This window comes from Curtobacterium sp. LFS084 (assembly GCF_047977705.1).
Taxonomy (GTDB): Bacteria; Actinomycetota; Actinomycetes; order Actinomycetales; family Microbacteriaceae; genus Curtobacterium.
This window is the reverse complement of sequence record NZ_JBFPFM010000006.1, coordinates 26,533-49,417: the sequence shown is the minus strand read 5'-3', so window position 1 is coordinate 49,417 and position 22,885 is coordinate 26,533. Positions and strand designations below refer to the sequence as shown.

The following is a 22,885-nucleotide window of genomic DNA, read 5'->3' as shown; positions in this document are numbered from 1 at the left end:
CGTGGCGCGGATCCTAGTGGTGGACGGGCTCCACGACGCCGCTCTCCTCGACGTCGCGGACGTCCTCGGCGGTGCGGAGGATCTCGTCGCGGTCGGACGCCGAGTTGATCGCCCAGTAGTAGATCACCAGGGAGAACACCGCCACGACGACGATGTCGACCCACAGCGGGAACAGCGGGTGCGTCAGCGGGCCGAAGTCGCTGAGGAACACGATGAGCCCCATGCCGACCAGGTACGGCAGCAACCACTGGGCCGCCTTCCAGTCCCAGCGCGGGCGGACGCTCGAGGCACCCCGGAACACGTTGTTCAGGATGATCACCACGGCACCGATGAGGATCGCGACGCCGAGCTTCCAGTCGGTGTCCCACCCGGTCCAGAGGATGATGAGGTTCGCGACGACGAACGCGATCGGTGAGAGCAGCGTCGCGGCCGGCATCCGGTAGGGCCGCTCGATCTCGGGGATCCGCTTCCGGAACGCGCCGAGGGCCAACGGTGCACCCGCGTACATCAGGACGGACGCACTCGTGATGAGGCTGACCAGCCCCTGCCACGACGGGAACGGTGCGAAGCACGCGCACCCGACGACGAACGCCACGATGAGGCCGACCCAGGGCACACCCTGCTTCGTCGTCCACTCGAAGGCCTTCGGGAAGTAGCCGTTGCGGCTGAGGCCGTAGGAGATGCGGCTCGTGGCCGTCACGTAGATGAGGCCGGTGCCGGCGGGCGAGATGATCGCGTCGATGAAGATGACCACGGCGAGCCAGGTGATGCCGGCTGCCATCGCGATGTCCGCGAACGGTCCGGTGTACTTCGTGAAGTCCGCGGTCGCCCACGAGCCCTGGATCGCGTCGGAGCGGAGCACCCCGAGGAACACGATCTGCAGCAGCAGGTAGATCACGAGCCCGATGAGCACCGAGCCGATGACGGCGCGCGGGATGTCGCGCTTCGGGTTCTTGGCCTCGCCGGCGAGCTGGTCCGCCTGCTCGAAGCCGAGGAACGCGAAGATGATGCCGGACGTCGACACGGCGGCCAGGATGCCCTTCGCCCCCTCGGGCATGAAGCCGTTCGCCGCCGTGAAGTTCGAGCCGTGGAACCCGCTGAACGCCAGCACGATGATGACGAGCAGGGGGATGGCGACCTTCCACCAGGTGGCGGCGGAGTTCGTGTTCGCCAGGATCCGCACGCTGAGCATGTTGATCACCGTGACGACGGCCATGAGCACGATCGCAACGGCGATGCCCGCCCCGGTCAACAGCTGCTGGGTCTCACCGTTGATCACGACGGTGTGCAGCCACGGACGCGCGAACTCCCAGTGCTGCGCGTACTTGATCATCGCCTCGACCTCGATCGGGGCGACGGTCACCGACTGCAGCCACGAGAACCACCCGAAGGAGGCCCCGGCGATGCCACCGAAGGCGATGTGGGGGAACCGCGCTGTTCCACCCGCGATCGGGAACATGCCGCCGAGCTCGGCGTGCACGAGTGCGAGGACGAGGATCGCCACGCCACCGATGAGCCACGAGATGATCGCGGCGGGTCCGGCGGTCTTCAGGGCCTCCTGCGAACCGAAGAGCCAGCCGGAGCCGATGATCGACCCCGTCGAGGCCCAGATGAGCCCGATGAAGCCGACGTTGCGCTTGAGGCCGGAGTCCGGCAGCGCCTGTGTCGTTGTAGCCACTGTTGCTCCTGTCGATGAGCGCCGCCCCTCGGACGGGGGCTGCGCTCCTCGACTCTGGCACTGTGACAGCGCTTTCGGTGGATTGTTTAACACGATGGAAACAAACGTGCTGTACAAGCCCTCAGGCTACTTCTTGTCCGGCTTCTTCTTGCTCTTCTTGTCCGACTTCTTCTTGTCCGACTTCTTCTTGTCCGACTTCTTCTTGTCCGACTTCTTCTTGTCTGACTTCTTCTGCTCGTCCTGCTTCTTGTCGGACTTGTTCTTGTCCTTCTTGCTCTTCGAGTCCTTCTTGTCCTTCTCGGCGGGCGCGGGCACGGGCACCGGCACGGGCACGGGCCGGGCGTCGGACGACTCCAGCCCGTCGACGGGTTCGACGACGACCGCGCTGCCGGTGTCGGCCAGGACGTCGACCTCGCGCTCGTCGAGCACCGGCGCGAGGGCGTCCTCCACCCGCTCGACGACGAGCGACGCACCGTCCTCGGCCAGTCGGACGAGCGCCTGGGCTGCCCGCACGCGGGTCGTCGTCCTCCGGGCGAGCACGTCGGCCCGAGCCCCCTCGAGGAAGGCGCGCAACGAGCGTTCGACGACCGAACGACCCCGTGGTGCCGAGCGGTCGAGGCGGTCGAGCTCGCCGGCCACACCCGACACGTCGTCCTCGACGTGCTCGTGGCGCACGGACTCGATGAGCGCAGCGATCGCGGCCGCACCGCGCTCGACCGCGGCGGATCGCTGGTCGAGCACGACGAGCATCTCGATCACCGAGCCGTACGTCACCGTCTCGAGGCGGACCGGCTCGGCCCCACGCCCGCGGATCACCAACCGGGCGTCCGGCGTCGGCAGCCACGCGGACAGCGCAGCGACGGTCGCGACCGAGGCCACCGCCCGCTCGTAGTCGGCGAGCACCACTCGCTCCTGCTCGCGCAGACGGACTCGGATCGCGATCTCCTGCACCACGCGTTGACCTCCCGTTCGCGGCGCGGGCGTGTTCCCGCGCCTGCCGCGGATCGTAGTCCTGGCAGGTGACCGGACGACGAACGCCCCGGCGCCGTCCGGGGACGGTGTCGGGGCGTTCGGGTGGCAGTGCGTGACAGCGGCTCGACGTTCGGCGAATGGTGGAGATGGGGGGAATCGAACCCCCGTCCATCGCTGCAATTCGACGTCTTCTACGGGCGTATCCGGATGGTTCGTTCTGCTCGGCCCCGTCCTTTGCTACCGGCTTCTAGGACGACGGGCCCAGTCTCAGTGCAAGTCCCGCACGGCCCTGAGGCGCAACCGTGCAGCAAGTCCTCTGGATGACGCCGGAACTCAGGTTAGAAGACGGTCACCTGGCCGACGGACTTCATGTGCTGGGCTGCTTACGCAGCGAGAGCGAAGTCAGTGCGCTTGGAATTGGCACTTGTTGTTTTCCACGGATCGTTCACGAGATGACCGTGGGTCCTCGACCCGCTTCCCGTCGGCACACAGGCAATGTCGAAACCGATCATCCCCATGCGGGCCGGACGTGCGAGCCGCTGTCACGCTGTTGAGTTGCCAATGCTCCGATCGGAGCAGTCCCTCAGTCTAGCCGACCGAGGTGCGACAGCGCTACTCGCCGACGCGGTTCCGGGTGCGCATGGCCCGCTCGGCCTCGCGCTTGTCCGTCTTCTCGCGCAGCGCCTGGCGCTTGTCGAACTCGCGCTTGCCCTTCGCGACCGCGATCTCCACCTTGGCCCGGCCGTCGTGGAAGTAGATCTGCAGCGGGACGAGCGTGTAGCCGCCCTGCGCGGTCTTGTGCGAGATCTTCACGATCTGCTGCTTGTGGAGGAGCAGCTTCCGCTTGCGCCGGGGGGCGTGGTTGTTCCAGGTGCCCTCGGTGTACTCGGGGATGTGCACGGCGTCGAGCCAGGCTTCGCCGCCGTCGATGAAGGCGTACCCGTCGACGAGCGAGGCCCGTCCTTCGCGGAGGGACTTCACCTCGGTGCCGGAGAGCACCATGCCGGCCTCGTACGTGTCCTCGATCAGGTAGTCGTGACGCGCGCGACGGTTCGTCGCCACGATCTTCTCGCCGCGTTCCTTCGCCATGCGTGTCTCCCTCCGTGCGGTCGCTGCGGATGCGCAGCCCTACAGCCTACCCAACCCGCGGACGGTCCCGCACCTTCCCGGCGCGCCGCCCCGTGCCGCGCCCGTGCCCGGGTCCGTGCCGAACGCCCGGAACATTCGCGCTGAGCGACACCTCACGGCGCTCGGAGCACGTGAGGTGTCGCTCAGCGCGTGAGAACACGGACCGGCCGAGCCGAGCCGGCCGGGCGCGCGTCAGACCTTGAGGTAGCGGCGGATCGCGACGAAGGCCGACAGCCCCGCGAGCACGATGCCGATCACGATCACCGACGGGACCACGATCGCGGCGTCCCCCATGCCGATGAACGCCGTCCCGGAGAACCGGATCGCCAGGTAGTTCCGCACGAAGAACCACACCACGGCCGTGATCGCCCCGCCGGCGAGGACCGCCCCGATGGCCGCGGCGATCACCCCCTCGAGCACGAACGGCGTCTGGATGAACCGGTTCGACGCCCCGACCAACCGCATGATGCCGAGCTCCCGCCGTCGACTGAACGCCGACAACCGGATCGTGGTGGCGATGAGCAGCACGGCGGCGACGAGCATGAGCGCCGCGATGCCGATGGCCGTGTACGACGACGCGTTCAGCAGGTTGAAGATCGGTTGCAGGTACCCGCGCTGGTCGACGACGCTCTGCACGCCCGCGACCTTCGACAGGCTCTCGACGAGCACGTCGGACTGCGACGGGTTCTTGAGGTTCACCCAGTAGGTCTCGTTGAGGTACTCGGGCTTGACGAACTCGGTGGCGGGCGAGTCCTTGAACTGCTGCTTGAACCGGGTGAAGGCGTCCTGCTGGTTCTCGAAGTAGAACTTCTCGATGTACGGCTTCAGGGTCGACGACTCGAGCTGCGCCTTGACCTGCGCCTGCTGGTCCGAGGTGGCCTTCGCGCCGGTGCAGTTGCCCGTGGTGTCGGTGTCGGTGCACAGGTAGACGGCGACCTGCGCCCGGTCGTACCAGTACCCCTTCATCTGGTTGATCTGCATCTGGAGCAGGATCGCGGTGCCGACGAAGGTGAGCGAGATGAAGGTCACGAGGACGACAGACACGACCATCGACGCGTTGCGCCGCAGGCCCGAGCCGACCTCGGACATGACGAGCCCGAGCCTCATCGGATGATCCCCGGGATGGTCTGGATGCCGGTGGTGTTCGACACGGTGTTGCCTCGCTGGATCGGGACGGCCTGGGTCTGGTAGCCGCCGGACTGCTCGTCGCGCAGGATCGTGCCGTTCGACAGCTCGATCACCCGGCGCTGCATCTGGTTCACGATGCTCGCGTCGTGCGTGGCCATGAGCACGGTGGTGCCGCCCTGGTTGATGCGTTCGAGGAGCGCCATGATGCCGGCCGAGGTCGTCGGGTCGAGGTTGCCGGTGGGCTCGTCGGCGAGCAGGATCGCCGGCTTGTTCACGACGGCACGGGCGATCGCCACGCGCTGCTGCTCACCACCGGAGAGCTCGTGCGGCATGCGCGTCGCCTTGCCCGCGAGCCCGACGAGCTTCAGCACGTCGGTGACGGCCTCACTGATGAAGCCTTTGCTCTTGCCGATCACCTGCAGCGAGAACGCGACGTTGTCGAACACGTTCTTGTTCGGCAGGAGACGGAAGTCCTGGAAGACCACGCCGAGGTTCCGGCGGAAGTACGGGACCTTGCGCGACGACAGGGCGCCGAGGCGCTGCCCGAGCACGTGGATCTGCCCGCGCGACGGCTTCTCCTCCTTCAGCACGAGGCGGAGGAAGCTGGACTTGCCGGAACCGGACGCGCCCACGAGGAAGACGAACTCCCCCTTGAGGATCTCGAGCGAGATGGCGTCGAGGGCCGGGCTCGGGTTGCCCGAGTACACCTTGGTGACCTGGTCGAATTTGATCATGACCGGATCAGGGTAGGTCGCCCCGACCGCAAATCAGCCGAGGCGCGCGGCTCGATTTCATCGACCGGGGTCGCAGGCTCCCCCGGCGCGGCGAGCCCGCCGTTGGCGCGTCGTCTCACGCATCGCCGCGCTTGCGCCAGCGGATGCCGGCGTTGATGAACCCGTCGAGGTCGCCGTCGAACACCGCTGAGGGGTTGTTCACCTCGTGCTCGCTCCGGAGGTCCTTCACCATCTGGTACGGCGCGAGGACGTACGAGCGGATCTGGTCGCCCCAGCTCGCCGTGATGTTGCCGGCGAGTTCCTTCTTCTTCGCGTTCTCCTCTTCCTTCTTGAGGAGCAGGAGGCGCGACTGCAGCACACGCATGGCGGCCGCACGGTTCTGGATCTGCGACTTCTCGTTCTGCATCGAGACCACGGTGCCGGTCGGGATGTGGGTCAGCCGGACCGCGGAGTCCGTCGTGTTGACCGACTGCCCGCCGGGGCCGGAGGACCGGAACACGTCGACGCGGATGTCGTTCTCGGGGATGTCGATCGACTCGGTCTCCGGCATGAGCGGGATGACCTCGACCGCGGCGAACGACGTCTGGCGCTTGCCCGCGGCGCCGAACGGCGACATCCGGACGAGCCGGTGCGTGCCGGCCTCGATCGACAGGGTGCCGAAGGCGTGCGGCGAGTCGACCTCGAACGTGGCCGACTTGATGCCGGCCTCTTCGGCGTAGGACGTCTCCATCACGATGGTCTTGTAGCCGTGCTGCTCGGCGTACCGCAGGTACATGCGCAGCAGCATCTCGGCGAAGTCCGCGGCGTCGACGCCACCGGCACCCGCCCGGATCGTGATGACCGCGGGTCGGTCGTCGTACTCGCCGTCGAGGAGCGTCCGCACCTCGAGGTCGCCCATGGTCTTCTGGATCGCCTTGAGCTCGGCGGCGGCCTCGTCGGCGGAGTCCTGGTCGTCGGCCTCGTTCGCCATCTCGACCAGCACCTCGAGGTCGTCGATGCGCCGCTCGGTGTCGGTGATCTTCTTCAACTCGGACTGCCGGTGCGAGAGCGCGCTCGTCACCTGCTGCGCGTGCTCGACGTCGTCCCAGAGGTCCTGGGCCCCGGCCTGCTCGCTGAGGTCGGCGATCTCACGCTGCAGGCGGTCGACGTCGACCACCGAGCGGATGTTGCCGAAGGTCTCGCGGAGGGCGGAGAGCTGCTCGGTGAAGTCCAGTTCGACCATGATCACCGATCCTACCGGTGCTGCCGGGCCGGGAGGCGCGGTGCGGCCCCGGCGGACCGGTCAGCGCCCCAGGAGCGGTTCCCTCGACGCCATCCCCGCGGCTCCGGCGCGCGCGACCGCGTCCGGCAGCGCGGCCAGGAACGCGTCGACGTCCGACCCGGTCGTGGTGTGCCCCAGCGTGATGCGGAGCGCACCCCGGGCGTCCTGCTCCGACAGCCCCATCGCGAGCAGGACGTGCGAGGCCTCGGGAACGCCGGCCTGGCACGCGGAGCCGGTCGACACCGCGACACCGGCGGCGTCGAGCAGGAACAGCAGCGAGTCTCCCTCGCAGCCCGGGAACGTGAAGTGCGCGTTGCCGGGGAGTCGGTCGACCGGGTCGCCCATCAGCACCGCCGTGGGCACCGCTGCCCGCACGCCCGCGACGAGGCGGTCCCGCAGTGCCCGGACGTCCGCGTGCGGCATCGACGCCGCGACCCCGAAGGCCGCCGCCGCCGGCGCGTCCTGCGTCCCGCTCCGCACCTGGCGCTGCTGCCCGCCCCCGTGGATGAGCGGCTCGACGGTCGCACGACGGCCGAGCACGAGCGCGCCGATGCCGACCGGGCCGCCGATCTTGTGCGCGGAGACGCTCAGCGCGTCGAGCCCGGACGCCGCGAACGACACCGGGACCTGGCCGTAGGCCGCGACGGCGTCGCTGTGGACGGGGACGCCGGCGGCGTGCGCCAGTTCCACGATCCGGGACACCGGCGCGATCGTGCCGACCTCGTTGTTGGCCCACAGGAACGTGACCAGGGCGACGTCCGAGGCGTCGGCGAGCCGCGCCTCCAGGGCCGTCAGGTCGACGCGCCCCTGCGCGTCCAACGGGACCACGTCGACGACCGCCCCCTCGTGCTGCTCCAGCCAGGCCACCGTGTCGACCGTCGCATGGTGCTCCCCACCGGGGACGACGATGCGCGGACGACGGCGGTCCTGCTGCCGCGCCCAGAACATGCCCTTCACCGCGAGGTTGATGCTCTCGGTGCCGCCCGAGGTGAAGACGACCTCGACCGGGTGGGCGTCGAGCGACGCCGCGACGGCGGCCCGGCCGTCCTCGAGCAGCATCTTCGCCCGCTGGCCCGCGCTGTGGATCGAGGACGGGTTGCCGACGGTGCCGAGCGCAGCGGTGAACGCGGCGAGCGCCTCCGGCAGGATCGGCGTCGTCGCGGCGTGGTCGAGGTAGACCGGCATCTGCACCCCTCTGAACGAGCGTTCCCAGGATACCCGCGCGCCCTCGTACCCTTGGGGGCATGCACGAGACGGCCATCGACGAGATCCCGGGGTTCCGGCTGGACGCCGACGTGCCGCGCTTCTCGGTGCGGTCCGCGACGGCGACGGCCGTGTCGGTCGTGGTCGACGGACGCGGGACGTTCCCGCTGACGCGGTCCGACGACGTCTGGGCCGGTGCCGTCCCCGGGGTCCGACCCGGTGACACGTACCACCTGCTCGTGGACGGTCCGAGCGGTGCCCGCGGCGGGTTCGACGCGACGCGTCCGCTGCTCGACCCGTACGCCCGCGGCGTCCTGCCGGACGCGGCGTCCCGGTGGACGAGCGTGGTCGTCGACGACGCGTTCGACTGGGGCGGCGTGGTCAAGCCGACGACGCCGCTCGACCGTGCGGTCGTGTACGAGGCGAACGTCCGGACCCTGACGGCGTCGAACCCGCACGTGCCCGAGGAGCTGCGCGGCACGTACGCCGGCATCGCCCACGAGAGCACCATCGCGCACCTGCACCGGATCGGCGTGACCACGCTCGAGCTCCTGCCCGTGCACGCCTTCGACACCGAGCGGTGGCTGCGAGAGGCCCGGCGCGAGAACGCCTGGGGGTACAACACGCTGGGCTTCTTCGCCCCGCACGCCGCCCACGCCTCCCCCGCGGCCCGGGCCGAGGGGGCCTCCGCGGTCCTCCGCGAGTTCAAGGGCATGGTGCGGCTCCTGCACGCGGCGGGGATCCAGGTCGTGCTCGACGTCGTGTACAACCACACCGCCGAGGAAGGGCTCGGCGGCCCGACCACCTCGCTCCGGGGCATCGACGGCGCGAACCGCTACCGGTGGGCGTCCGTCCCGCCGGGCGAACCCGACGCCTACTACGACACCACCGGGTGTGGGAACACCCTCGACACCTCGGTCGAGGCCACGGCGGACCTCGTCGTCGACAGCCTCGTGTACTGGGCGCGCGAGGTGCAGGTCGACGGGTTCCGCTTCGACCTGATGGCAGCCCTGGCGCGGAACGGCGACCACGTCTTCGACCCGGCGCACCCGCTGCTCGAGCGGATCCGGGACCACCCCGACCTGCAGGACGCCCTGGTGATCGCCGAGCCGTGGGACGTCGGACCGGACGGGTGGAGGACCGGGTCGTTCGGGGCGCGCACGAGCGAGTGGAACGACGGCTTCCGGAACACCGTGCGGCAGTTCTGGCTCACCGACATCGCCGACGAACGCCGCCACGGCGCCCCCGCGACCGGCATCGGCGCGCTCGCCGGGGCCCTGACCGGCTCGCGCCACCTCTTCGACACGGCGCGCGGGCCGCTCGCCGGCGTCAACTTCGTGACCGCCCACGACGGCTTCACCCTGCTCGACCTGGTGTCGTACGACAGCAAGCACAACCACGCCAACGGCGAGGAGAACCGCGACGGCTCGAACGACAACCGGTCGTTCAACCACGGGATCGAGGGCGACACCGCCGACCGTGGCGTCCGCGCCGCCCGCGGCCGCTCGATGCGGAACCTCGTCGGCACGCTCATGCTCTCCGCCGGTGTGCCGATGCTCACCGCCGGCGACGAGCGGAGCCGCACCCAGCACGGCAACAACAACGCCTACGTGGTGTCCGAGGACCTCACCCCGGTCGACTGGTCGGACGACGAGGACGCAGAGGCGATGACCGACGCCGTCGCCGCGCTCGCCCGGCTCCGGTCCGCCCACCCCGCGCTGCGGCCCACACGGTTCGGCGTCGAGGGCCAGGAGACCCCCGGCGCGTCCCGGATGTCCTGGTACGGGCCGGACGGACAGCCGATGACCGTCGAGGGCTGGGACGAGCCGATCCACCGCGCCCTGCAGTACTTCGTCGAGTCGACACCGGAGCACGAGCCGTACGACCGGGTCCTCGTGGTCGTCCACGGCAGCGGGCGCACCCGCGACATCACGCTGCCGACGCGCGAGGACGTGGTCGGCTACCGGCTCGCGTGGTCGAGCGAGAAGCACCGCGACCACGAGCGGCTCCGGCCCGCCGGACAGGTGTTCACGGCCTACGGCCCCGGCATCCACGTGTTCGAGATCGCCTGACGGCAGGCCGTCCAGGAGGCGCGGGCCGGCTCCGGCACGACCCTCGCGCCGTGCTCCTCCACAGCGTCACGGCGCGCCCGGGTCTTGCACAGACGGCACGTTCCGGGGAACGCGGAGCCGCTCGCCGGGTAGCGTCGGCTCCGTGGCCACTGCAGACCGACCCCGCCGACCGAAGATCGGGCGCATCCCGATCACCGAACTCGCCCCCACCACGCCCAACGGGTTCCCCGGCAAGGCGTTCGACGGCGAGGTGATCACGTTCGGGGCGACCGTCTTCCGCGAAGGACACGGCGTCATCGGCGCCGACCTCGTCCTCGAACGTCCGGACGGCGGCACCAGGACCGTGCCGATGGTCCTCGTCGCACCGGGGACCGACCGCTACGAGGCGACCGTCCAGGTCGACCACACCGGCGTGTGGACGTGGCACGTCGAGTCCTACGCCGACGACTGGTCGTCCTGGGTGCACGGCGCCCGGCTGAAGATCGCCGCGGGCGTCGACACCGAGGCCACGCTGCTCGACGGTGCGGCCCTGCTCGACCGGCTCGCCGACGAGACCGACTCCCCCGCGGCCACCCGCGCGGCGGCCCGCGTCCGCGACACCGACCTCGACCCGGCCGAGCGCCTCGCCGCCGTCGACGACCCGCGCATCACGGGCGAGCTCGAGGAGGCACCGCTCACCTCGCTCCGCACCCACTCGCCGACGCAGCTGCTCGACGTCGAACGCACCCGTGCCGGCGTCGGCGCCTGGTACGAGTTCTTCCCCCGCAGCGAAGGGGCGAAGAAGAACCCCGACGGCTCCTGGAAGAGCGGCGACTTCCGCACCGCGGCACGCCGGCTCCCCGGCGTCGCCCGGATGGGGTTCGACGTGGTCTACCTCCCGCCGATCCACCCCATCGGGACGACCGCGCGCAAGGGCCCGAACAACACGCTCACCCCCGGCCCGCACGACCCCGGCAGCCCCTGGGCGATCGGCGGACCCGAGGGCGGCCACGACACCATCCACCCGGACCTCGGCACCGAGGACGACTTCCGCGACTTCGTCGAGACGGCGAAGAACACCGGGATGGAGGTCGCCCTCGACTTCGCCCTGCAGTGCTCCCCCGACCACCCGTGGGTCACCGAGCACCCCGAGTGGTTCACGGTCCGGGCGGACGGCTCGATCGCCACGGCCGAGAACCCGCCGAAGCGCTACCAGGACATCTACCCGATCCAGTTCGACAGCGACCCGGACGGCATCGTGGCCGAGGTCCTGCGGGTCCTGCGCCACTGGATCGCCTTCGGCATCCGCATCTTCCGCGTCGACAACCCGCACACGAAGCCGCTCTGGTTCTGGGAACGCGTCATCCGCGAGATCCGCGACGAGCACCCCGACACGGTGTTCCTGGCCGAGGCGTTCACGCGCCCGGCGATGATGCGGGCGCTCGCCGAGGTCGGGTTCCAGCAGTCGTACTCGTACTTCACGTGGCGGAACTCGAAGGACGAGATCGCCGACTACTTCACCGAGCTCTCGCACGAGACGAGCGCGTACCTGCGCCCGAACCTGTTCGTGAACACGCCGGACATCCTCACCGAGTACCTGCAGTTCGGCGGGCGCGCCGGCTACAAGATCCGTGCGGCCCTCGCGGCGACGGGTGCGCCCACGTGGGGCATGTACTCGGGCTACGAACTCTTCGAGGACGTCGCCCGCCCGGGCTCGGAAGAGAACATCGACAACGAGAAGTACGAGTACAAGCCCCGCGACTTCGCCCTCGCCGAGGCCGAGGGCGCGAGCCTCGCGCCGTACGTGACGATGCTCAACCGCTTCCGGCAGGCACACCCGGCGCTCCGGCAGCTCCGGAACCTGCACGTCCACGACGCAGAGGACCCGGCGATCGTCGTGTACTCGAAGCACCTGCCCGGGCGGTTCATCCGCTCCGGGCGCGACGACACCGTGATCGTCGTCGCGAACGTCGATCCCCACTCGGCCCGTGAGACCACGGTCCACCTCGACCTCGCCGCCCTCGGCCTCGACCCGGAGCAGGCGTTCGACGTCCGCGACGTCGTGACCGGGCAGCGCTGGGTCTGGGGGTCGTCGAACTACGTCCGCCTGGACGCGTTCCAGGAACCCGTGCACCTGCTCGTCGTGGAGGGACCCCACCGATGACCGACACCCACCCCGAGGACGACGCCCCGACGGCGGCGCCGAACGACCGCGGGCAGGGGCCGAGCGTGCCGCCGGTCCCGCCGCCCCCGCCGCCCGTGCTCCCGCGCCGCATGCCGGCCGACACGCCCCGCCCGACGCACCCGGCGCAGCACGTCGCTCCCGAAGCCCCCGACGCGGCTGCCGGGCGCACCCCGACCCCGTCGGACCCGTCCGCTGCCGACGGCCCCCGCTACGAGCCGCGCGGCTCCGCTCCCGGCGAGGACCTGCCCGGTGCACCCCCGGCCCCGCGTGAGGCGCCGGACCGCGGGGTCCCGGAGTCGGCGACGCTCGCCGGACACGCATCGGACGCCGCCCACCCGCGGCACGTCACGGTCGAGGCCGTGGAACGGCTCGCGGCGGGCGGACCAGCCGAGCCGTCCGCGCCGTCCGACGATGCACCCGCGGCGCCCGCGCCGTCCGCTCCGTCCGAGCCGTCCGAGCCGTCGGACGACGCATCCGTGCCGGGCGTCGACGCCGCCGTGACCGCCGGCCCCGGTGACGGTGCCGACGCGCCCACCAGCGAGGGCGGCAGCCCGCTCGCCGCGACGGCGACGACCACCACGCCCGCGACGCCCGCGGCCGCGTCGACCGGTCCGCGCCCCGCGCCGGTCGAGGAGTGGCTGCGGCAGCAGGTCGCCGAGGCCCGCTGGTCCCAGCCGCACGACGTGCTCGGCCCGCACCCCGTCGACGGCGGCACGAGTGTCCGGGTCGTCCGGCACCTCGCCACGGCCGTCCGGATCGTCCGACCGGACGGTGACGACGTCGAACTCACGCACGAGGGCGACGGCATGTGGGCCGGCGCGACCGTCGGCGAGCTCGGCCGGTACCGCGTCGAGGCCGACTACGACCCGGACCCGTCCGGCGACGGCGACGACATCACCTGGACGACGGACGACGCCTACCGCTTCCCGCCGACGATCGGTGAACTCGACCTGCACCTCTTCGGCGAGGGCCGCGACGAGCAGCTCTGGCACCACCTCGGCGCGCACGTCACCACGGTCGACGGTGTCGACGGCATCTCGTTCACGCTGTGGGCACCCCGGGCGACCGCTGCCCGGGTGATCGGCGACTTCGAGGGCTGGGAAGGCCGCACCACCGCGATGCGCCGCCTCACCGACCTCGGCGTCTGGGAGCTGTTCTGGCCGGGCGCCCTCGTCGGGCAGCGCTACAAGTTCCAGCTCCTCACCGACTCGGGCTGGGTGGAGCGGGCGGACCCGTTCGCCCGACGCACCGAGGTGCCGCCGCTGACCGCCTCGGTGATCGACGAGGCACACCACGAGTGGTCCGAGGGCGACGCGCAGTGGATGGAGCACCGGGCACGGACGACCACGCACGACCGTCCGATGAGCGTCTACGAGGTCCACCTCGGCTCGTGGCGTCCGGGCCTGTCCTACCGCGAGGTCGCCGACCAGCTCATCGGCCACGTCCAGTACACCGGCTTCACGCACGTGCAGTTCCTGCCGCTCGCCGAGCACCCGTTCGGCGGTTCGTGGGGCTACCAGGTCACGGGCTACTACGCCCCGACGGCCCGGTTCGGCTCCCCCGACGACCTGCGGTACCTCGTCGACCGGCTGCACTCCGCCGGCATCGGCGTGATCATGGACTGGGTCCCCGGGCACTTCCCGAAGGACGAGTGGGCGCTGGCGAAGTTCGATGGACACGCGCTGTTCGAGCACCCGGACCCCCGACGTGGCGAGCAGCTCGACTGGGGCACGTACGTGTTCGACTTCGGGCAGCCGCAGGTCCGCAACTTCCTCGTCGCGAACGCGCTCTACTGGCTCGAGGAGTTCCACATCGACGGGCTCCGCGTGGACGCCGTCGCCTCGATGCTGTACCTCGACTACTCCCGGACGGAGTGGCTGCCGAACATCCACGGCGGTCGCGAGAACCTCGAGGCGATCTCGTTCCTGCAGGAGACGAACGCCACCGCCTACAAGCGCTACCCGGGCATCGTGATGATCGCCGAGGAGAGCACCTCGTGGCCGGGCGTCACGCAGCCGACCGACGTCGGCGGGCTCGGGTTCGGCCAGAAGTGGAACATGGGCTGGATGCACGACACGCTGCAGTACATCGAGCGCGAGCCCGTGTACCGCAGCTACCACCACGACGAGATCACGTTCTCGTTCGTGTACGCGTTCAGCGAGCAGTTCACCCTGCCGATCAGCCACGACGAGGTCGTGCACGGCAAGGGGTCCCTGTACGGCAAGATGCCCGGCGACGAGTGGCAGAAGCTCGCGAACGTCCGGGCGTACCTCGCCTTCATGTGGGCGCACCCCGGCAAGCAGCTGCTCTTCATGGGCCAGGAGTTCGCCCAGCCGTCCGAGTGGTCCGAGGCCCGCGGCCTCGACTGGTGGCTCCTCGACGACCCGGGTCACCGCGGTGTGCAGGACCTCGTGTCCGCGCTCAACCGGGTCTACCGCGAGACGCCGGCACTCTGGACGCACGACGCCACGGCCGACGGCTTCGAGTGGATCGAGGGCGGCGACGCACCCCACTCCACCCTCGGGTTCCTCCGTAAGGACGGCGACGACCGGCTCGCGGTCTTCGTGAACTTCTCCGGCGTGCCGGTGGAGCGTCGCTTCGGGCTGCCGGCCGCCGGGACGTGGCACGAGGTCCTCAACACCGACGCGGCCGAGTACGGCGGCTCCGGTGTGGGCAACCTCGGTGTGGTCACGGCCGAGGACACCCCGTGGGCGGGACGCCCCGCGTCCGCGCACCTCGTGGTACCGCCGCTCGGGGCGGTCTGGCTGAAGCTCGCGCGGTAGTCGCACGCAGCCGACGGACGGGCGGCGCGGGGGGGGCGGGCCCCGCGCCTCCCGTCCGTCGTGTGGTGGCGTCCCGCCCGTGCGCCCTCGGCGACGGGCGAGCGGTCAGTACAGCGCGCTCGCCAGGCGTCGTCGGGCCGCGACGACACGCGGGTCCTCGGCGCCGATCAGCTCGAAGTACTCGACGAGCCGGACGCGCAGGGCCTCGCGGTCGTCGCCGAACACCGTCGGGACGAGGTCGAGCAGCCGCCCGAACGCGTCCTCGACGTGCCCACCGGAGACGTCGAGGTCCGCGACCGCGAGCTGCGCCGGGACGTCGGACGGCCCGGCGGCGGCAGCGGCACGGATGTCGTCGGCTGTTCGCCCGTCGAGCCGGTCGAGCAGCGAGACCTGCGCGAGACCCGCGACCGCCATCTGGTCGTGCGGGTCCTGCGCGATCGCGGTCTTGTACTCCTGGATCGCGGTGGCGAAGTCACCCTGCTCGATCGCGTCGTACGCCGCCTGGTGGTGCGGCGGGAGCGGCTCCGGCTCGGGTTCGCCCTGCTCCACGGTCTCGGTCGCCGGGGCACCGTCGACGTGCACGCGCCCGGAGACGCCGTTCTGCTCGGCGGCGGCGAGGACCTGCTCGTAGACGTCGCGGACCTGCGCCTCGGGGAGCGCACCGACGAAGAGCCCGAGCGGGCGTCCTCCGATGAGCGCGGCCACGGTCGGGATCGACTGCGCCTGGAACGCCTGCACGAGCTGCGGGTTCGTGTCGGCGTCCACCTTGGCGAGCAGCACACGGCCGTCGTACTCGGCGGTGAGCTGCTCGAGGATCGGCGAGAGCTGCTTGCACGGCCCGCACCACTCGGCCCAGATGTCGACGATCACCGGGACGATCGTGGACAGCTGCAGGACGTCCTGGAACGTCTGGTCGGTGACGTCGAGGACGAGCGACGGGACCGTCAGGTCTGCGCCGGTCTCGCTGCCGGCAGCGCCGTCGACGGCGGCACCGGGCCCGGTGCCCGCCGCACCGGAGGGAGCACCACCGGGCTGCGGGGGCCGCTGGGCGCGGTCCACCAGGGACGACAGGTCGACGGCTCCGCGGAGACCGGACGGGGTCGGGGGGACGTTGGTCATTGCACCTCACTCGCTGCTGTCAGGCCCTGCGTGAACCCGAGCAGGACCACCTTGTCATCGGTGCCCACCGGGGGCACGTAGAAGAGCAGCTGCACGCCGTAGGTGGCGCTGATGCCCTTCGTGCTGGAGTCGACGCCGGAGAGCGCCTTGACCGCGCCCTCGGTGTTGACCTCGGCTCCGGCGGCGGTCGGCGTGACCTTCTCGACCTCGTTCAGGTCGGCGGACACGAGCGCGCCGGCGCCGTCGGTCGCGATCGCCACCGCGCTGTCGTCGGGCACCTCGGACGAGTACTCGATCTTCGCGGTGTCCGGCAGCGACTCGGACTTCTTGTCCTTGTAGGCCTTGCCGATGGTCGACCGGAGGCCGTCGCCGTCGGACTGGAAGAGCGACGCGTACGAGCTGTCCGAGTCCTTCGACAGGATGTCGCCGTACGCGGTCGCGATCTCGTCCGGGGCGATCGAGAGCAGCTTCGTGTTCGACGCGAGCAGGGCGGCGCCGATCGACGTGGGTGCGAGGCTCGGGATCTTCGCCGCGGCCTCGAGCGACACGTCGTAGGCGACCTTGTAGTCGTCGCGGGCGGAGTCCTGCACGAGCGTCAGCGCCTGGGGGGCCGACTTGGCGTCGCAGTCCTCGGCGACGACGGCGAACACCGTGCGCGGCCACGAGTCGGTCTGCTGCGGCAGCGCCACGCACACCTGGCCGGCCGAGATCGCCGGCGGTGCGTCGACGTCCGCGTCCTTGCCGCGGATCGTGTAGTTCGCCTCGCGCAGGTCGAGGGCGGCGCCGGTGAAGCGCTCGGCCGCGATCTTGGCGTCACGGGCGTCGTCGGCCTTCTTCGCGACCTCGGCCACGCGCTGGACGATGCGCGTGATCTGCTGCTTGGTCGCGGCGGTCGGCTCGTTCTGCACGGCCGTGCCCGTCGCGGTCGCGGTCGGGGTCGGGGTGGCCGCCGACCCGCCCTGCGGCCAGTAGTCGGAGGAGCAGCCGGCGAGGCCGAGGGCGCCGACGAGCACCACCGGCACCGCCACCAGGGCCCGACGGCCGCGGCGACCGCGGACCGGAACCTGCGCGCCGGCTGCGGCGGCACGGCGGGAGGCCCGGACGCGCGGCGGACGGGATCCCCCGCTGCGTCGGCGCGGCCCGCGACCACGGCGCTGGTGCACGAAGGCCCAGACGAGCAGGACGATGCCGCCCACGAGGAAGACACCACCGGCCACGAGCAGCGGACCGACGCTCGGGGTCGCGGTGTCGCGGGGCCAGGTCACCGAGACGTCGCTCGGCGCCGCGTTCTCGCCGTCACCGACGATGATCACGCTGACGTCCTCGGGCAGGCGGACCGTGAACTGCCCGGCGCCGTCGTACTCCTGGTACCAGAGGTCGCTGCCGGCCGGGTCCGGCACGGAGTCCTCGGACCCGGTCGTGCGGCCGACGAGCTTCGCCTGCTCGGCGTCGAAGCGCATGGTGGTGTGCTTCGCGTCACCGATCCAGGCGTCCACGTCGCTCGTCTTGCCGTAGGCGGCGAAGACCGTGCCCGAGCCGGAGACGTTGATGCGCTGGTACCCGGGGTTGGCGTTGAGCGTCGAGCCGGGGATCACGGTGACCGGGGCGGAGCTCTTCGAGGACGATGCCGCGACGAGGGACGACGGTGGCTCGAACACGGTCCGCTGGCCGACCGCGAGGGCGACGAGCAGCAGACCGATGACGAAACTGACGATCGCCAGGACGAATCGCACGGATCTTCTCCCTACCGCGCCGGGGGTGGGGTGACGGCGCGCGAATCAGCGCTCCAGGATAGCGAGGGAGTCTGGACGGCGCATCCCCCGGCGCTGTCGACGGTCACAGCCCGCCGTCCCCGCTCGCCACTACAATCGTGGCCGGGCCTTCCCTGTGCCCTCCGCCGAGCACCCAGGAGCGAACACGTGGCGAACGACGAGGCAGAGTTCGGGACCGAGCTGCGCGGGTACCGCCGCGAAGACGTGGACCGCTCGCTGAACGATCTGCGTCGCGAGCTCATCAAGTCGAACAACGACCGCGCGGACGCCGCGAAGGAGATCCGTCTCCTGCAGGCGCGCGTCTCCGAGCTGCAGGGCGAGCTCGACGAGGCCGGCACCCCCACCTACAGCGGACTCGGCACCCGCCTCGAGTCGACCCTCCGCGTCGCCGAGGAACAGTCCACCCGGCTCATCAGCCAGGCCGACATCGACGCGCAGCGACTGCGCGCCTCGAGCCGTGCCGAGGCCGACCGCACCCTGCGTGAGGCACAGGACGAGGCCCGCGACACGCTCGAGGACGCCCGCACCCGCGCGACCAACGAGCTCACGCGTGCCCGGGCCGAGTCCGCCGACACGGTCGAGCGCGCCCGCGCCGAGGCCGGCCTCCTCACGCAGGACGCCCGCAACGAGGCGGCCGCCATCCGGGGCGCCGCCGTGACCGAGGCAGCCGAGGTCCGGTCCGTCGCCATCCGCGAGACCAACGCCCTGCGTGCCCGCGTCGAGCACGAGGTCGCCGAGCTCCGCGAGGTCACGCAGCGCGAGTCCGCCGAGGCACGACGGGCCGCCGCCGACCTCGCCCGCGAGACCGAGCACCGCCGCAGTGTCTTCGAGGCCGACCACGCTCGACGCACCGAGGACCTCGACCGCGACGAGTCCACCCGCCGTGACGCCCTCGAGCGCGAGGTCACCGAGGGCCGCGCCGCCTGGCACCGCGAGCGGGACGAGCAGCTCGCGGCGCACACGATCGAGCTCGAGACCGGCCGCGCCGACCTCGCCGCCGAGGTGGACCGCCGTCGCGCCGACCTGGACACCGAGCTCGGCGACCGCCGTCGCGTCCACGACGAGGAACTCGCCGCGGCCCGGGCCGAGTGGGACCGCGAACTCGCGTCCGCCCGCACCGCCCTCGAACAGGAGATCGAGGCCGCACGCGCCCAGCTCCGCGTCGACGAGGAGCAGACCCGCGCCGAGAACGCCCGCCTCGTGCAGGAGACCGCTGACCGCATCGCCCGCGAACTCGACGAGCACGCGGCCCGCATCGAGCGTGAGCGCGTCGAGGCCGAGGCGACCGCGGAGCGCGCCGCCCGCGAGCACGAGAACGAACTCGCCGCCCGCCGCGAACGCGAGCACGCCGAGGTCGACACCGAGATCGCCGACCGCCGCACCGCCGAGCTCGACGCGCTCGAGGCCGAGCGCACGGCACTCCGGCAGGAGATCGACACCGCCCGAGCCGACCTCGTCCGGGAGCGCGACGAGGTCCGCGCCGAGATCGCCCGCGAACGCGACGAGGCTCGCACGACCCTCGAGTCCGAGCTCACCGCCCGACGCGACGACGCCGAGCAGGACTACCTGCAGAAACACCACGACACCGTCACCGAGACGCAGAAGTACCTCGACGAGGCCAACCTGCAGCTCGCCGAGGCGACGCGTCGGGCGACCGAGGCCCGTGAGCGTGCCGAACGCCTCCAGCAGGAGGCCGACGACCTCGAGCGCTCCAGCACGTCGGACGCGCAGGAGCACGCGCGGACGATCGTCGCCGACGCACAGGACCGCGTCCACCAGATGATCGCGGACGCCGAGGAGCGCACGGCCGGCATCATCGCCGAGTCCGAGGACCGTCTCGCGGCGATCCGGACCGAGCGCGACGCGGTGGCCGGCTACCTCGAGAACCTGCGCGGCGTGCTCACGCACGCGACCGGCCTGCTCGGCACGGCGCCGTCGGCCGACGGCGCGACGCCGGCCGAGATCGTCGTCGAGCCCGACGACGAGACGGTGCGCGACGACGAGACCGTCACCGACGACGAGGACGCGACCGCCCGCTGAACGCGACCCGTCCAGGAGGCGCGGGTCGCGCCTCCTGGACGGGCTCCCGTCGTCGACGCGCGGGGCCCAGGGCCGTGCAGCGCGGCGCTCGGTCGGTGAGCGGTGCGGTGCGGCGCTCAGTCGGTGGGCGTCGCCGGGTTTCGCTCAGTCGGTGACGTGCGTCGGCAGCGGTGCGCTGCCCGGCACGACGAGGTCCGCGATCGCGTCGAGCACGATCCGGACGTACTTCTCCCCCACCCAGAGGTGCTTGGCACCGTCGACCGGCACGACGCGCACGTTCGGCGCGACGGCGAACCGGCGCTCCGCCTGGTCCGGCCGGAGGAAGTCGTCGTGCTCCGGCACGAGCGCGACGACGGGGACGGTGACGTCCGCCCAGCGGGCCAGTTCCTCGTCGGTCGTCCGGTGCAGGGGCGGCGAGAGCAGGACGACCCCGGCGACCCGGCCGGCCTCGACGTGCTCCAGCGCGTGCTTGAGGATCACCTCGGTGCCGAAGGACCACCCCACGAGCCACGGCGTCGGCAGCCCCCGGTCGACGACGTCGGTGACGGCCGCGCGCAGGTCGAAGCCCTCGGAGACACCGTCGCCGAACACACCCTCGGACGTCCCGCGCGGCGAGGTCACCGACCGGAAGTTGAAGCGGAGCACCGCGATGTCCGCGAGTGCCGGCAGCCGCGCCGCCGCCTTCTTCAGCACGTGCGAGTCCATGAACCCGTGCGCGGTGGGCAGCGGGTGCAGGGTCACGATCGTGCCGCGCGCAGTGTGCTCCAGCGGCTCCGCCAGCTCGCCGACGAGCGTGAGGTGGTCGTCGGTGACGAGTTCGACTTCCGTGCGTCGTGCCGGCAGCTCGGTGTTCGAACGGATCTCGGTGCTCATGCGATGCTCCAGCAGTGGTTGTGCCAGTGACGGCGCGACGCGAGGTCGGCCTCGTCGCCGAGGACCCCGTCGGCACGCCAGACGACGACGTGCGCCACACCGGGCAGCACCGCGCCGCCACACCCCGGGCAGACGTACTCCTTCTGCGCCGACGCGGCCGAGACCGGCTGCACGAGGTACTCGCGACCCCGACGCACCTCGGTGCGCTTCCACGAGCTCATCATCCGGTCGAGACCGGTGGGCTCGTCGTCGTGCTCAGGCCCGCGCCCCCGTGGGCGTCGCGGCCGGTTGCTCCGCGGCACCTGCGTTCAGCCGATCAGTACCAGTTGTTCGCGACGCTGTGGCCCCACGCACCGCACGGCGTGCCGTAGACGCCGGAGATGTAGTTGAGACCCCAGGTGATCTGCGTCGCCGGGTTCGTCTGCCAGTCGGCGCCGGCCGAGGCCATCTTGCTGCCGGGGAGCGCCTGCGGGATGCCGTAGGCACCGCTCGGGTTGTAGGCGTTGACGCGCCAGCCCGATTCCTTGTTCCACAGCGACACGAGGCAGTTGTACTGGTCGGTCCCCCAGCCACGAGCGGCCACCATCTGCTGCGCGATGGCCTGGGCGCTGCCCGGGTCCGGCGTCGCAGCGGTCGCCGCGAGGGTGTTCTCGGCGCTCACCGAGGCGGTGGAGTCGGTGGCGGTGTCGGACTCGGCGGTGTCCGTCTCGGTCTTCGGCTTCTCGACGACCTTGGGCTTCGGCAGGGTGACGCCGTACCCGTCGCGGGAGACGTCGAACGCGGCGTAGGTGCCGTGGGCGGTGAACTCCTGCGGCGCTGCCGGTGCCTTGACGAGCACCGGTGCGGACACGGCCGCCTGCGCCACGTCGGGCTGGAGCGGGTTGAACAGCGAGCCGACGACGATGCCGGAAACGGCGAAGAATGACAGCACCGGCACGGTCGCGCGCTTGCGCATGAAGGTGTTCACGCTCTGCGGCGACGACGGCTTCGTCGAGGCGGCCACGGCGCGGGCACGGCGCTGCGTGACGATGCGCGGGTCGGCCGGCGTGGCGGGCACGGCACGCACGGCCGAGGCCTGGGCGTCGGTGGTGTCCGACACGCGGTTCGCTGCGACCGACTTGGGGGCGACGACCGGAGTGGTCGGCACCGATGCCGTGACCACCGTCGGGTTCGCCGGGAGGACCGAGTTCTCCGCCGTGCGGGTTCGGTTCAGTGCCGCGCGGCGCTCACCGGCGGCCGTGAGGCCGAGGTGCTCGCGGGTATCGCGGTCGGAGCTGATGTCTGCCGTGTGCCTGCCCATGAGTTCGACCAGGATAACGGAACGATCACGGAAAGCGAAGCACCCGCGGTCAGCGCGTCGTCAGCGGACAGCGAGCATGACCTCGACGACGGCGTCGAGCAGGGCGTCGACCTGGGCTTCGCGGTAGCCACCGTGCTTCGGGCGGAAGACGATCGAACGCACCTCGGTCAGGCTGAGCGGCTTGCCGTCGCGGAAGTAGCCCTCGAGCCGCGTCGCGAACGCGTCGACGTCCTTCGGGTGGTACCCGGTGCCGAGGAAGCTCACCCGACCGAACCGCTGGCCGTCCGGACGCTCCAACCGGGCGACGACGTCGGAGGCCTTCGACCGCGCCTCGGCGTACCAGGCCTTCTGCCCAATCTCCGCGATCTCCCGCTCGCGCTCGCGGGCTGCGAAGGCGTCCTCGAGGCGCTCGAGCGCCGCGTCGACGTGCGCGGTCGAGTAGCCGCCCTTGCGCATCGAGAAGGCCGTCGCGCGGATCTTCGCTGCCTCGATCGCCGGAGCGGTGTCGTTGGCCGTGTAGGCCCGACGGGCGTCCTCGAGGAAACGCTCGACCTCGTCGACGTCGTATCCGAGGGCGGAGCGGTCTGCGTTCGGGAAGGTGGTGGCCACGGCGACATTCTGCCAGGACCGGACCATGGTGTGTCCTGGACGCGCTGGG

General features: G+C 71.2%; 17 protein-coding genes and 1 other RNA gene. 4 read left to right on the top strand and 14 right to left on the bottom strand.

Annotated features, from left to right (window positions below; translation table 11 throughout):
* Window positions 1-13: 13 nt before the first annotated feature.
* The 8 genes from ACNQOV_RS05740 to ACNQOV_RS05705 form a co-directional block, all read right to left on the bottom strand.
* On the bottom strand, window positions 14-1,678 hold the full coding sequence (locus ACNQOV_RS05740; RefSeq protein ID WP_416393732.1) for an APC family permease: 1,665 nt from the start codon (window positions 1,676-1,678) through the stop codon (window positions 14-16).
* A 126-nt stretch (window positions 1,679-1,804) separates the two neighbouring features.
* Window positions 1,805-2,632: a hypothetical protein gene (locus tag ACNQOV_RS05735; RefSeq protein WP_416393731.1), complete on the bottom strand. Its 828-nt coding sequence runs from the start codon at window positions 2,630-2,632 to the stop codon at window positions 1,805-1,807.
* 156 nt (window positions 2,633-2,788) lie between these two features.
* Window positions 2,789-3,166: a transfer-messenger RNA gene (gene ssrA / locus ACNQOV_RS05730) on the bottom strand.
* Window positions 3,167-3,262: 96 nt separating this feature from the next.
* Window positions 3,263-3,739: an SsrA-binding protein SmpB gene (smpB, locus tag ACNQOV_RS05725; protein ID WP_022907777.1), complete on the bottom strand. Its 477-nt coding sequence runs from the start codon at window positions 3,737-3,739 to the stop codon at window positions 3,263-3,265.
* A 231-nt stretch (window positions 3,740-3,970) separates the two neighbouring features.
* The gene (gene ftsX, locus ACNQOV_RS05720; RefSeq protein ID WP_031262922.1) at window positions 3,971-4,885 is read right to left on the bottom strand and encodes a permease-like cell division protein FtsX; all 915 of its coding nucleotides are present in this window, start codon (window positions 4,883-4,885) and stop codon (window positions 3,971-3,973) included.
* On the bottom strand, window positions 4,882-5,640 hold the full coding sequence (gene ftsE / locus ACNQOV_RS05715; protein ID WP_031262921.1) for a cell division ATP-binding protein FtsE: 759 nt from the start codon (window positions 5,638-5,640) through the stop codon (window positions 4,882-4,884). Before ftsE ends, ftsX begins: the two co-directional genes overlap by 4 nt.
* 115 nt (window positions 5,641-5,755) lie before the next feature.
* Window positions 5,756-6,862, bottom strand: a complete 1,107-nt coding sequence (gene prfB / locus ACNQOV_RS05710) for a peptide chain release factor 2 (RefSeq protein WP_416393730.1) — start codon at window positions 6,860-6,862, stop codon at window positions 5,756-5,758.
* 60 nt (window positions 6,863-6,922) lie between these two features.
* The gene (locus ACNQOV_RS05705; protein WP_416393729.1) at window positions 6,923-8,086 is read right to left on the bottom strand and encodes a cysteine desulfurase family protein; all 1,164 of its coding nucleotides are present in this window, start codon (window positions 8,084-8,086) and stop codon (window positions 6,923-6,925) included.
* 59 nt (window positions 8,087-8,145) lie between these two features.
* Between ACNQOV_RS05705 and ACNQOV_RS05700 the strand changes: the two genes are divergently transcribed.
* The 3 genes from ACNQOV_RS05700 to glgB all read left to right on the top strand — a co-directional run bounded on the left by ACNQOV_RS05700 (window position 8,146) and on the right by glgB (window position 15,123).
* Window positions 8,146-10,176: a glycogen debranching protein gene (locus ACNQOV_RS05700; RefSeq protein ID WP_416393728.1), complete on the top strand. Its 2,031-nt coding sequence runs from the start codon at window positions 8,146-8,148 to the stop codon at window positions 10,174-10,176.
* A gap of 142 nt (window positions 10,177-10,318) precedes the next feature.
* Entirely contained in the window at window positions 10,319-12,319 is a 2,001-nt protein-coding gene (locus ACNQOV_RS05695; protein ID WP_416393727.1) for a maltotransferase domain-containing protein, read from the top strand.
* The gene (gene glgB, locus ACNQOV_RS05690; RefSeq protein WP_416393726.1) at window positions 12,316-15,123 is read left to right on the top strand and encodes a 1,4-alpha-glucan branching protein GlgB; all 2,808 of its coding nucleotides are present in this window, start codon (window positions 12,316-12,318) and stop codon (window positions 15,121-15,123) included. The genes ACNQOV_RS05695 and glgB overlap by 4 nt, the downstream gene beginning before the upstream one ends.
* A gap of 105 nt (window positions 15,124-15,228) precedes the next feature.
* Here the strand turns inward: glgB and ACNQOV_RS05685 are convergent, their stop codons facing one another.
* Window positions 15,229-16,242, bottom strand: a complete 1,014-nt coding sequence (locus tag ACNQOV_RS05685; RefSeq protein ID WP_416393725.1) for a tetratricopeptide repeat protein — start codon at window positions 16,240-16,242, stop codon at window positions 15,229-15,231.
* Window positions 16,239-17,975 (bottom strand): hypothetical protein, encoded by a 1,737-nt coding sequence (locus ACNQOV_RS05680; RefSeq protein WP_416393724.1) that lies wholly within the window; start codon window positions 17,973-17,975, stop codon window positions 16,239-16,241. The genes ACNQOV_RS05685 and ACNQOV_RS05680 overlap by 4 nt, the downstream gene beginning before the upstream one ends.
* A 186-nt stretch (window positions 17,976-18,161) precedes the next feature.
* Here ACNQOV_RS05680 and ACNQOV_RS05675 point away from each other — a divergent pair, with 186 nt between their 5' ends.
* A complete protein-coding gene (locus ACNQOV_RS05675) occupies window positions 18,162-20,054 on the top strand; it encodes a hypothetical protein (RefSeq protein WP_416393723.1) in 1,893 nt (630 codons plus the stop codon).
* Window positions 20,055-20,198: 144 nt separating this feature from the next.
* Here the strand turns inward: ACNQOV_RS05675 and ACNQOV_RS05670 are convergent, their stop codons facing one another.
* Genes ACNQOV_RS05670 through ACNQOV_RS05655 form a run of 4 tightly spaced genes read right to left on the bottom strand, consistent with a single transcriptional unit; the run spans window position 20,199 to window position 22,836 of the window.
* Window positions 20,199-20,927 carry an alpha/beta hydrolase gene (locus tag ACNQOV_RS05670; protein ID WP_416393721.1) on the bottom strand — a complete coding sequence of 243 codons (729 nt, stop codon included), beginning with the start codon at window positions 20,925-20,927 and terminating at the stop codon, window positions 20,199-20,201.
* A complete protein-coding gene (locus ACNQOV_RS05665; RefSeq protein ID WP_402263630.1) occupies window positions 20,924-21,229 on the bottom strand; it encodes a hypothetical protein in 306 nt (101 codons plus the stop codon). Before ACNQOV_RS05665 ends, ACNQOV_RS05670 begins: the two co-directional genes overlap by 4 nt.
* 14 nt (window positions 21,230-21,243) lie before the next feature.
* Complete coding sequence (locus ACNQOV_RS05660; RefSeq protein WP_416393720.1) at window positions 21,244-22,227, bottom strand: transglycosylase SLT domain-containing protein; 984 nt, start codon at window positions 22,225-22,227, stop codon at window positions 21,244-21,246.
* 60 nt (window positions 22,228-22,287) lie between these two features.
* Window positions 22,288-22,836: a DivIVA domain-containing protein gene (locus ACNQOV_RS05655; RefSeq protein ID WP_042723970.1), complete on the bottom strand. Its 549-nt coding sequence runs from the start codon at window positions 22,834-22,836 to the stop codon at window positions 22,288-22,290.
* Window positions 22,837-22,885: the final 49 nt, after the last annotated feature.

Bases quoted from the DNA above. Each gene is read 5' to 3' on its own strand.
- ACNQOV_RS05660 (WP_416393720.1), bottom strand. From the start codon at position 22,227: ATGGGCAGGCACACGGCAGACATCAGCTCCGACCGCGATACCCGCGAG.
- prfB (WP_416393730.1), bottom strand. From the start codon at position 6,862: ATGGTCGAACTGGACTTCACCGAGCAGCTCTCCGCCCTCCGCGAGACC.
- ftsE (WP_031262921.1), bottom strand. From the start codon at position 5,640: ATGATCAAATTCGACCAGGTCACCAAGGTGTACTCGGGCAACCCGAGC.
- glgB (WP_416393726.1), top strand. From the start codon at position 12,316: ATGACCGACACCCACCCCGAGGACGACGCCCCGACGGCGGCGCCGAAC.
- ACNQOV_RS05670 (WP_416393721.1), bottom strand. From the start codon at position 20,927: ATGAGCACCGAGATCCGTTCGAACACCGAGCTGCCGGCACGACGCACG.
- smpB (WP_022907777.1), bottom strand. From the start codon at position 3,739: ATGGCGAAGGAACGCGGCGAGAAGATCGTGGCGACGAACCGTCGCGCG.
- ACNQOV_RS05705 (WP_416393729.1), bottom strand. From the start codon at position 8,086: ATGCCGGTCTACCTCGACCACGCCGCGACGACGCCGATCCTGCCGGAG.
- ACNQOV_RS05700 (WP_416393728.1), top strand. From the start codon at position 8,146: ATGCACGAGACGGCCATCGACGAGATCCCGGGGTTCCGGCTGGACGCC.
- ftsX (WP_031262922.1), bottom strand. From the start codon at position 4,885: ATGAGGCTCGGGCTCGTCATGTCCGAGGTCGGCTCGGGCCTGCGGCGC.
- ACNQOV_RS05685 (WP_416393725.1), bottom strand. From the start codon at position 16,242: ATGACCAACGTCCCCCCGACCCCGTCCGGTCTCCGCGGAGCCGTCGAC.